Below are 11,257 nucleotides of genomic sequence, written 5' to 3'. Positions count from 1 at the left end.
CCAAGGCGTGCCGGCGCGGGTCGTCATGGAACTACTCGGACATTCCGCGATCGCCGTCACGATGAACGTCTACAGCCACGTCATGCCCACGGCCTCCCGCGACGCCACCGATAAGATCGGCTCGCTCCTCGGCGAGGACCCCGACGCACCGACCGGCGACGCTGCAACGACCGACACCGACAGCAGGCCAGAGGATCAGGACCACCAGGGAAGCGCAGCATGACCGGGGACGTTACTGTCACGGTTGCTGTCAAGATCGAGAAAAAGCAACTACCTAAAGCGATAACCGCTGGTCAGGATGGGTGCGCCGCCAGGGACTTGAACCCCGAACCCGCAGATTAAGAGTCTGCTGCTCTGCCAATTGAGCTAGCGGCGCGTGTCGCCTTGCGACGGATCTGAATGTATCAGGTCCAGGGACGATCGAGGTCCACCAGTGGCCCCAGCCGAAGCCAACGTGACGACAAGAAGCCGCGATCGGGCGACGTGTCCGGCGGCACGGTCGGCCCGAGCGGCCGGCCAACCGGGATGGGCGGGACTGGTCGGCCGGAGCCACCGGACGGACCGGGCGGACCGGGCGGGGGCAGCGCACGAGTGGAAGGTCGACGTACATCCAACGCCCGAAATGCCCGATATTCAGGCGGGAACTTTCCGCTCGTGGTGGTGCGTGGCGGCACACCACTCGTCGTGATGCGTGGCGGCGCCGGGCACGGCTTGAGCGGCTGGAGAGCGGTCAGCCGTTCTCACAACCGGTACCGTCGTGATTACCGTCGAGCTTGAACGGGTCGGGCGGGCGCACCCGCAGCGGGCCCTGCACATAGTTGGGGCCGTCGCCCGAGCCGCCGGCACAGTCGTAGTCGCCGATCCCGTCATGAAGGCAGACATCGGGGTAGGCGGGGTCACAGTTGCCCGCCGGTGCGGCCGCCGCGGTCGTCGCCGGCCGCGGCGCGGGCGCAGCCGCGGGAACCTGAGCCGCGGCCTGGGCCGATGGTCGGGATACCGGATGTGTAGTCGGGGCCGTGGCGGCGTTCCCGGCTGCGGACACGGCGGCGGACGCGGACGTGGTCGCGACCGCTACGGCCGGTTGCGGGGCCGGCGGGACCTCGCCAGCCGTCGGTGTCACCGGCCCAGCTGCGACGGCCTCGCCGGCAGGGAACCCGAGCGCGGCCGACGGGCTCGGTGACGCGGACGGGCTGGCGGACTGGCTCTGCGAGCTCGACACCGCCAGCGATGTGACCGCGACCGGGCCGGGGTTGCCCCCGACGGCCCCGAGCACGAGGGCGCACAGGAAACTCGCTCCAGTGATGAATCCGGCGGTACGGCGGTTGTGGACGTGCAGCCGGTGCAGGTGCCCGCGCACCAGCCCGACGAGCCCGACAACCATGATGACCAGAACGACAAAACTACAAAATCCCAGCATGCAGCCCCCCCGTGAGCGTGATGGGTGACTGTAGCGCATACCGGAACAACGGCATGGCGCACCCACCCGGCCCTGTCACGGGCCGGGCGCCAGGTCCACGCTGAATACAGGTTCACGCCGATCGCGGGTTCGCACTGAATGCGGATTCACACCGGATGCCGCACGAGGGCGCGTCTCCTACGCGCTGGCGGTCGATTCCTCCGGCATGGGGTCGCCGAAACGCCAGCCCGGCACGATGCCACGATTGAAGAAGCTGCGGAACTCCCGTACGGACGGGCCGTCCGGCTTCACCCAGAGAGTCTTCTCGGGCATCCGCAACCATTTCAGAACGTCCATGTCGGCATAGGCGTTCCGCCGGACGGTGAGCCACATCATGCGGGCGAGCGCGTGGTTGAGCGGAGCGAACAGCGGCCCCGGGCCGATCTTGCGTACCACGACCCGCCACGTGAAGATCGTGAGATCGTCCCGAATGGGTGTACCGCCGAGGACCATCGTCAGCATCGGCCCGGAGCGGTCGACCGTGGCGTCCTTCTGCGTCCGGTAGATGGCCGCGGACGGCCCGATCATCTCGATGAACGCGAACGGCTTGAACCACCGCTGGACCTTGTTCCGGCTCGCGTCGTCGGCTGGCCGGAGCTGGTATTCAAGACGGTCTTCCTTGTTCACCATGACCGCGTACTCAAGGTGCCCGGTGCCCTTGTGGGCGTTCGGAAAGTGGTAGATGTCGGAAACGTGCTCCGCTACCGGCAGCAGTTTCCCGTGCGCGATGTAGACCTGGCCCTTGAGGTTGAGGTACTTCTTGGAGTCAGCGTAGGAGACCTCCGTGAACTCACCGGCGGGCCCCGGCCCGTACCAGAACCAGATGTTGCCGGCGTGTTCACGGACGGGAATCGACCGTTGGCCCGCCCGTGGGGGGATCTTCGACCGATCCAGCCCCGGGATGACGTCGCAGCCGCCGTCCGTCCCGAATTCCCAGGCGTGGTAACCGCATTTGATCCGATCATCGACGACGGTCCCGCAACGGGCGAGATCAGCACCCATGTGGCAGCACTGACTGTCGATCATTCCGACGTCGCCGTTCTTCCCTCGGAAGAGCGCGAACTGATGAGACATGAACTCCACGGGAACGACCTGACCGGGCACGAGATCTTCACTGAACCGGGCGAAATACCAGCCCAGCGGATAGTCGGTCTTCTGTTCCTCGTCCATCGACTGGCCTTCGAGGAGCCGTCTGTCATATGCCTTCAGTTGTCTCTGCCATTTCGACTTCGACACGGGTCCTCCGGGAGTCCTACGTCTTCCAGGGCGAGTGTGCACGAAGCGGCCGGCATATCCAACTAGCATATCCAACCGGCATACCAAGTCGGCACCAGGATGATGACGCTGCCGACCGGCCGCTCCGTGCGGCAACACATAATCGACGTTAGCATGCAATCCACACCGGATCCCGCCGACCCCGACGCGTGACCGAAACAACAAACAGCACCCGGCAGCGAGGTAACACGGTAACGGCGGCGTTTCGGGCGGGCCGCCGTCGGCGGGGTCACTCTGTTATCAGGGCCATACCGATAGGGCGGACCGTTTCCGGCGGAGTAGGCTGGCGTCTTCCCGCGGCGGCCGAGCACCCCTTCACCGCCCACTCATTCCGACCGTTGGGCGGTGCGTGAATGTCCACTCTTTCTCGGTCCAGGAAATACTGTTGGTGACTCAGCCCACATCCACCCAGTTCAGGGTGCGTTCAACTGCCTTACGCCAACCCGCGTACCCGCTTTCGCGCCGGTCGACCGACCACTCGGGTTCCCACCGGCGGTCCTCCCGCCAGTGCGCGGCGAGTTCGTCGGTGTCCCGCCAGAAGCCAACCGCGAGGCCGGCCGCGTAGGCCGCGCCCAGGGCCGTCGTCTCCGCGATCACAGGTCGGCTGACGGGGATCCCGAGGATGTCCGCCTGCGTCTGCATGCACAGGTCGTTGGCTGTCACACCGCCGTCGACCCGCAGGACGTCGAACACCACACCGGAGTCCTGACCCATCGCCTCGGCCAGGTCGCGGCTGGCGTAGCAGATCGCCTCCAGGGCGGCGCGGGCCAGATGTGCCCCGGTGTGGAAGCGCGACAGGCCCACGATCACGCCACGCGCGTCCGACCGCCAGTACGGCGCGAACAGCCCCGAAAAGGCCGGGACGAAGTAGAGGCCGGCGCTGTCGGGCACCTGCCGGGCCAGCGCCTCACTCTGCGCCGCGCTGGCGATGATGCCGAGATTGTCCCGCAGCCACTGCACCGCCGAGCCCGTGACCGCGATCGAGCCTTCCAACGCATAGACGGGATCCTGGTCACCGAACCGGTAGCCGACCGTGGTGAGCAGGCCGTGACCGGACCACACGGCCCGCGTTCCGGTGTTCAGCAGGAGAAAGTTGCCGGTGCCGTAGGTGTTCTTGGCCTGGCCGGGGGCGAAGCACACCTGGCCGACGGTTGCGGCGTGCTGGTCCCCGAGCGCGGCGGTCAACGCCACCTCGCCGCCCAGCGGCCCGGCCTGCGTGGTCGTCCCGTAGCCGGCCGGCTCGGATGACGACCGGATCGTCGGGAGCATGGCGGGCGGGATGTCGAACAACGACAGCAGCTCGTCGTCCCAGTCGAGGGTCTGAAGGTTCATCAGCATGGTGCGGCTGGCGTTGGTCACATCCGTCACGTGCACCCCGCCGTGCGGACCCCCGGTGAGGTTCCACAGCAACCAGCTGTCCATGGTCCCGAAGATCGCCTCACCCTGCTCCGCCGCCCTGCGGACCCCGTCCACGTTGTCGAGAATCCACTGGATCTTGGCCGCGGAGAAGTAGGTCGCCGGCGGCACCCCGGCCTTGCTCTGGATGATCTGACCACGGCCGTCTCGGATCAGCGCCGACGCGAGCCGGTCGGTTCGGGTGTCCTGCCAGACGATCGCGTTGTAGTAGGGCTGGCCGGTACGGGGGTTCCACACGACGGTGGTCTCCCGCTGGTTGGTGACGCCGAGCGCCACCAGGTCGGACGACCTGAGGTGGGCTCCGGCCAACGCCGATTGGATGACCACCGCCGTCCGTTCCCAGATCTCCACGGGGTTGTGCTCGACCCATCCGGAGCAGGGCAGGATCTGCTGGTGCTCCAGTTGGTGGCGCCCGACCTCGTTGCCATCATGATCAAAAATCATGAAACGGGTGCTCGTGGTGCCCTGGTCGACCGCTCCGACGAAGTCGCTCATCGCCCGCTTCCTCCTACCGCCTGTGGCCGCCGGCGAGGGTCACCCGGACCATGCCGTACCGATGCCGTACCGGAAACACGCCGGCCCACGCCCTCGACTATTTTCGCCACGACCGGTGAACATTCACATGTTCCGTTGAGTCGGATTTGCGAATCATCGCCCGATCACGGAAACCTACCCCGATGATTGCCGGCCGACTCCGCGCCGGCGTCAGATACTAACAATCTGCCGACGGATCCGGTGGAGAATCCGATCGGTGGTGAAGAGAATCACCCGGAAGCGCGGCAGCCGGTGGGTCGCCAAGGCCGTCTCCGACGCCTGCCGCGGCCGCCGAGATGATTCGCACGACGTTGCCCGACTGACGGATCAACCCGCCGCCGGCCGTAATACGTTGAGATCGTCATGGAAGCGGAAACTGGAAGCGGGAACGCCGTGCAACCATACGGCGACGATTTCGTGACCCATCGGGTCGATCGGGCGAAGGACCTGATCGTGACGCAGAGTCGCTTACGCGGTCTGTTGCGCGCAGGCCGCATGGTTGCCTCCGACCTGAGCCTGTCCGTCGTGCTCACCCGCATTGTCGAAGCGGCCTGTGATCTCGTCGATGCCCGCTACGGAGCACTCGGCGTGATCGCCCACGACCAGCACCTCGAGCAGTTCATCCATGTCGGCTTCGACGAGAGCATGGTTCGCCGGATTGGTGATCTTCCTCGTGGCAAGGGCATCCTCGGCCTGCTCATCCGCGAACCCTACCCACTGCGGCTCGACGACATCACCACCGATCGCCGGGCGGACGGCTTCCCAGCCGGGCACCCGCCCATGCACAGTTTCCTCGGCGTTCCGATCCGTATCGGAACCAAGGTCTTCGGCAATCTCTACCTGACGGACAAACAGAACGCGTCGCGTTTCACCGCGGAAGACGAGGAGCTCGTGCAGGCACTCGCCGCAAGCGCTGGTGTCGCCATCGAGAACGCACGTCTTTTCGAGGAGTCCCAGCGCAGGCAACGCTGGTTGCAGGCGTCCGCCGACATCACCCGCCATCTGCTGGCTGAGGCACCGAACCCACTGGAGCTGATTGCGCGCAGAGCCCAGGAAGTCGCCGACGCCGACTTCTCCGCCGTTCTACTGCCGCGATCCTCGCCCGAGGAACTCATCGTGCAGGTCGCGACCGGCGACTACCCCGACGGGCTGGTCGGCACCGTTGTTCCCGCGTCCGATCCGCTGGCCGGGCGCAGCGGCCCGCTGATGGTCATTCCGCTCATCGCCTCGGGCGACAGTGTCGGCGCGCTCGTTCTCGGCCGGCGTACGGACGGCCGGCTGTTCACCGACGCCGACATCGACATGGCGTCGGGATTCGCCGGGCATATCGCGCTGGCCCTCGAACTGGCCCAGGCCCGCGCCGACCGTGACCGGATAGCCGTCCTGGAAGAACGCGACCGCATCGCCCGCGACCTGCACGATCACGTGATCCAGCGGATCTTCGCCACGGCGATCGGGCTGCAGGGCCTGGTGGCGCAGACCGAGGCGACCAACCAGCAGTCCGAACGGCTCACCTCCTACATCGATGATCTGGACGAGACCATCGGGCAGATCAGGACGACCATCTTCCAACTGCGCCGGCGCGGCCGCCAGAACCTCCCGAGCCTGCGTGGGCAGCTCCTCGACATCGTCGACGACGCCACCTCCTCCCTCGGGTTCACCCCGCACCTGCGGTTCGAGGGTGCCGTGGACTCAACCGTCTGTGACGTTGTCGGGGAGCATCTGGTGGCCGTCCTGCGGGAGGCCCTGTCCAACGTCGCCCGGCATGCGCGGGCGACGCAGGTGCACGTGACGGTCTGGTCCACCGACGGAGAAGTCCGGGTGGATGTGATCGACAACGGGATCGGCGGCGTGGATCCCGATGGGCGCAACCACTCCAGTGGGTTGGCCAACATGCGCAGCCGGGCCGAGGAGCTGGGGGGCAGGTTCATCGTGTTCTCCCCCGCCGGCGCCGGCACCCGACTGTCGTGGTCGGCCCGCACCCGGGTACCGGATCAGGACGCCTAGGGCGTCTGCGGCGGGTCCTGATCCGGTCACCCCATCCGGTCCCATCCGGTGACCCCATCCGGTGACCCCATCCGGTGACGCGGTCAGGCGGCGCGGCGCAGGGCGGGCATCTCCCCGGCAATCCCGTCGGCGGTGCCCGCCAGTGTCACGACCGCGTCCAGCTCGTCGAAACCGCTGGTGCGGTGAGTGATGAGCAGGAGCGTCCGGCCGCGGGTCACGTCCAGGATCGTGCGCATCACCGCGGCCTCGGTCACCGGATCAAGGTGTGCGGTCGGTTCGTCGAGGATGAGCACCCGTGGATCGGCGAGCAGCGCGCGGGCCAGCAGCAACCGTTGACGCTGGCCGCCGGACATCCGCTCGCCGTCCGCCCCGACCCGAGTCACCAGGCCGTCCGGCAGGGCCGCGACCCAGTCGGCGAGCCCCACCCGAGCGAGCACGCCGGTGAGCTCCGCGTCAGCCGCCCCGGGACGCGCGATCAGCAGGTTCTCCCGCACCGTCGCGTCGAACACGTGCGCATCCTGTGTCATCCCGGTGACACTTCGATACAGCTCGTCAGTTCCGACGTGCCGCAGGTCCACCCCACCGACCTCGACCCGGCCCGCCACAGGATCACGGAAGCGCAGCAGCAGGTCGACGACGCTGCTCTTGCCCACGCCGCTGGCCCCGACGAGCGCGACCCGGCTGCCGGCCGGTAGGTACAGATTGAAGCCGTCGAGCACCAGCGGGCCGTGCGGGCCGTACCGCAGGCGGACGCCGGCCATGCGGACGTCGAGTGGGCCGGCGGGCAGGGGTCGGGGCCGAGCGGGCTCGCCGACCGGCGGCTCGCGGTCGAGGACCGCGAAGACCCGACCCGCGGCCTGGCGGGCTTCGGCGAGTGCCGCGAAGGCGCCGGTCAGGCCTGCCAGCGGCTCGAAGGCGGCGATCGTGGTGAACACGACCACGCCGAGCATCACCGGGGACAGCGCCGCGCGGTGCACGGCGTCCACCCCGACGACGCTGACGGCCGCCAGCGTGAGGCCGGCGGCAAGGGAACCGGTCGCCGTCCCCCACGCCGGTGACCGCTGCCACGGCCCGACCAGCCGCAGGATCTCGTCGTCGCGGCGGCGCAGCAGCGCAAGCCGGGACCGGACCGCGCCGAACGCGACAAACTCGTCCAGACCGTCGAGCAGGGAGACGATCTCGGTGTCCCTGCGCGCCCGCGCCAGCGCGGTGGCGGTGACCGTCCCACGGGTACGGCGGGCGGTCACCGGCCCGGCGATCACCGCGGCTACGGCGAGACCGACCGCCAGGACGGCGCCCGCGGCCGGCAGCACGACCGCGACACCGATCGCCGCCCCGGCACAGACAAGCGCCGCGGACACAGCCGGGCCCACACCCCGCAGCAGCGACTCCCCGACCCCGTCGACGTCCGCGGTGAAACGGCGCAGCAGATCCCCGCGCCGATGGCTACCAAGACCCGCGGGAGCGAGCGGGACCAGCCGCGCGAACACCTCCGCACGCAGCTGCGCCAGCCCGCGCAGAGCCGCGTCGTGACTGGCAAGCCGCTCAACGTAGCGAAAGGCCGGCCGGCCGAGCCCGAAGGCACGTACGGCGACGACCGCTACCATCAGCGTGAGCACCGGTGGGTGCTGCGCCGCCCGGACGATCAGCCAGGCCGAGGTGGCAGTCAGGCCGATGCCGCACCCCAGGGCGACCGCCCCGGCGAGGATGCCGAGCGCGAACCGTTGCCACGCCGAGGCGAAGAGCACCAACGCCCGCCGTGGCAACACTCCCGACAGACCGGCGGCCCCGGCGGCCCCGGCGGCACCGACAGCACCGACAGCACCGACAGCACCGACAGCGGCAGCAGGGACAGGATCGGGGACGATGGCAATCGGGACGACGACGGGTGTTGCAACGGGAACGCCCGGTGGGCACAACGGCGTGGGTACCGTCGTGCGGTCATCGGTCACCCGTCCCGCCGAGATTGTGATCACCCGATCGGCGACCCCGGCAAGCACGTCGGAGTGCGCCACGAGTACCACCGTGGCATGTCCGCGCAGCGCCGCGACCGCCGCGGCCACATGCTCCTCCGCGGCGGCGTCCAGGCTTTCCCCCGGTTCGTCGAGCAGGACCAACGCGGCGTTGCGGACCAGTACCCGGGCCAGCGCCACCCGGCGTAGCTCACCGGCTGACAGCTCCCCGCCGTCCTCGCCCACGGCACGGCCCGCCGGTGGCGCACCCGCGGCGGCCAACGCCGCGGTGACCTCGGCGGCACCGGCGCCCGGCCGTCCCAGCCGGACCTCGTCGGCGACCGTGCCACCGCAGACCGCATGGGGACGCTGCGGCAGCCAGGCGATCCGGGCCCGCCAGCCGGCCGGGTCAAGGGCGGCGAGATCGGTGCCGTCCACCAACACCCGGCCCTGCGCCGGGATGAGCGCCCCACGCAGCAGGGCCAGCACCGTGCTCTTACCAGCGCCGCTCGGCCCGACCAGCGCGACGATCTCACCGCGACGGATGGTCAGGTCGACGCGCTGGGCATGGCGCAGCTGCACCCCGTCCAGCCGCAGTGTGTCGAACTGAACGGGAACGGGAACGGGAACCGGCCGCCGGCCGGCCGAGCCGCCGGCCACGGTGCGGGTGCCAGCGCCGGTGGGCACAGCGCCGGTGGGCACAGCGCCGGTGGGCACAGCGCCGGTGGGCACAGCGCCGGTGGGCACAGCGCCGGTGGGCACGGCGTCGGTGGGTACGGCGTCGATCGCATCGAGGGCGGCACCGGCCGCGGTCAGGCCGGACACAGTCGCGTGATACTGCGTGCCGACTTGGCGCAGCGGCAGGTACACCTCCGGGGCGAGCAGCAGCGCGACCAGCCCGCTACGCAGGTCGAGTGAGCCCGACACCAACCGAAGTCCGACCGACACCGCGACCAGCGCCACCGACAGGGTCGCCAGCAGCTCCAGAACGAACGACGATACGAACGCCCAGCGCAACGCCACCATGGTCTGTTCCCGGTAGGCATCGGTGATCCGGCGGATCACCTCCACCTGAGCCTTCGCCCGATTGAAGATCTTCAATGTCGGCAAGCCCTCGACGACGTCGAGGAAGTGCCCGGACAACCGGCCGAGCACCGCCCACTGCTGGTCGGTCCGAGCCCGGGTGGCGAGCCCCACCAGCACCATGAAGATCGGTACCAGTGGGAGGGCGACGGCGAGCATGATCGCGGATGTGAGGTCCGCACCGGCGATGCGGACGAGCAGGAACGGCGGGACGACCACCACCGTGACCAGGGCCGGTAGAAAGCGGGTGAGGTAGGCGTCCATACCGTCGAGGCCGGCGCCCGCGGTGACCGCGAGCGCCCCCGATCCGCCGTCCCGGTCCCGCCCGCCGCCGCCATGTTCGCCGGACGCCTGCTCGCCGGATACCCGCTCGCCGGACGCCTGCTCGACGGCCAGCTGTTCCACGACCGCCCCGAGCATGGCGGCACGCAGATCCGCCGAGACCGCCGGGGCGGTCCGCTGCGCGGTCCGCTCGGACAACCAGACCACCACCGACCGGGCGGCGACGACCGCGATGAGAACCGCGACCCCGATCCCGGTTCCGGCCCCGATCCGGGCGCCGTCCCAGGCTCCGCTGTGCCGCCCGAGCAGGGCCGTCGGATCCGTGACCACGACCTGACCCGTGACCACGATGTCGGCCAACACCGTTGTCTGGATCACCACCAGGACCCCCGACGCGACCGCGAGCGCCCCGAACCGCACCAGGTAGCGGCGCAGGGCCGGCACGGTGCGCAGCAGCCGTGGATCAACCGGTCTCATGGGATCCCGCCAGATCCGCCCCGACCAGCCGCCGTCGGAAGACCCAGTACGACCACGCCTGGTAGCCGAGTACTACCGGGGTGAACAGAACCGCCACCCATGTCATAACGGTGAGTGTGTAGGCCCCGGACGCCGCGGCGCTGATGGTCAGACTGTTCCCGGGCGTGCCGCGGGCCGGCAGCACATCCGGGAACAGTGCAGCGAACCAGCTTGCCACCAGCAGGGCGATCGCACCGGCGGTGCCGGCGAACGCCAAGCCGTCCCGTTCGCCGAACCAGGCCAGAACGGCAAAACCCAACGCGAGCAGAGCCGTGGCCGCGACTGCCGCCGAGGCGATTCCACCACGGATCGTGACCGTCCACACAACAAGGGCGGCAAAGGCGACCAGCGTCGGCACGGCCAGGCTCCGGGTCACCAGACGGGCGCGATCGCGTACCGCGCCGCGGGTCTTGAGCGCCAGGAACACAGAGCCGTGCAGAACGCACAGCAACAGCATGGTCACCCCACCCAGTAGGGCGTAGGGGTTCAGCAGGTAGAGAAAGCCACTCGTCACGTTATGGTCAGGGGTCATCTCCAGGCCCCGCACCATGTTCGCGAAGGCGACCCCGAACAGCAGCGCCGGCAGCACGCCGCCGATCACGATCCCCCGGTCGCACCAGGCCCGTCCGGCCGCGGTGGTGGCCTTGCCGCGGTACTCCAGGGACACCCCGCGGATGATCAATGAAAACAGGACGAGGAACAGCGCAAGGTACATTCCGCTGAACAGGCTCGCATA

Annotated in this window: 6 protein-coding genes, 1 tRNA gene and 1 pseudogene; 2 read left to right on the top strand and 6 right to left on the bottom strand. The window is 69.1% G+C overall.

The window, feature by feature from the left end:
• Positions 1-223: pseudogene (locus U9979_RS07970) on the top strand (site-specific integrase); the annotation flags it as partial.
• Positions 224-303: 80 nt separating this feature from the next.
• Here the strand turns inward: U9979_RS07970 and U9979_RS07965 are convergent.
• The 4 genes from U9979_RS07965 to glpK all read right to left on the bottom strand — a co-directional run bounded on the left by U9979_RS07965 (position 304) and on the right by glpK (position 4,642).
• Positions 304-376, bottom strand: a tRNA-Lys gene (locus tag U9979_RS07965).
• Positions 377-730: 354 nt separating this feature from the next.
• Positions 731-1,417, bottom strand: a complete 687-nt coding sequence (locus U9979_RS07960) for a hypothetical protein (RefSeq protein WP_322778857.1) — start codon at positions 1,415-1,417, stop codon at positions 731-733.
• A gap of 177 nt (positions 1,418-1,594) precedes the next feature.
• The gene (locus U9979_RS07955) at positions 1,595-2,626 is read right to left on the bottom strand and encodes a Rieske 2Fe-2S domain-containing protein (protein WP_322778856.1); all 1,032 of its coding nucleotides are present in this window, start codon (positions 2,624-2,626) and stop codon (positions 1,595-1,597) included.
• Positions 2,627-3,124: 498 nt separating this feature from the next.
• Entirely contained in the window at positions 3,125-4,642 is a 1,518-nt protein-coding gene (gene glpK, locus U9979_RS07950) for a glycerol kinase GlpK (RefSeq protein WP_322748514.1), read from the bottom strand.
• 492 nt (positions 4,643-5,134) lie between these two features.
• Here glpK and U9979_RS07945 point away from each other — a divergent pair, with 492 nt between their 5' ends.
• On the top strand, positions 5,135-6,688 hold the full coding sequence (locus tag U9979_RS07945) for a GAF domain-containing protein (RefSeq protein WP_322778855.1): 1,554 nt from the start codon (positions 5,135-5,137) through the stop codon (positions 6,686-6,688).
• Positions 6,689-6,771: 83 nt separating this feature from the next.
• Here the strand turns inward: U9979_RS07945 and cydD are convergent, their stop codons facing one another.
• Together cydD and cydB are read right to left on the bottom strand one after the other, a co-directional pair.
• Positions 6,772-10,482: a thiol reductant ABC exporter subunit CydD gene (gene cydD / locus U9979_RS07940; protein ID WP_322778854.1), complete on the bottom strand. Its 3,711-nt coding sequence runs from the start codon at positions 10,480-10,482 to the stop codon at positions 6,772-6,774.
• Positions 10,469-11,257 (bottom strand): cytochrome d ubiquinol oxidase subunit II (cydB, locus tag U9979_RS07935; protein ID WP_322778853.1); only part of this gene is annotated, 789 nt, incomplete at its 5' end. The genes cydD and cydB, both read right to left, overlap by 14 nt.

Source organism: Protofrankia sp. Cas4, assembly GCF_963555915.1.
In the GTDB taxonomy this organism is placed as follows: Bacteria; Actinomycetota; Actinomycetes; order Frankiales; family Frankiaceae; genus Protofrankia.
Note: the sequence above shows the minus strand (reverse complement) of the source record. Positions and strands in the feature narration are given on the sequence as shown.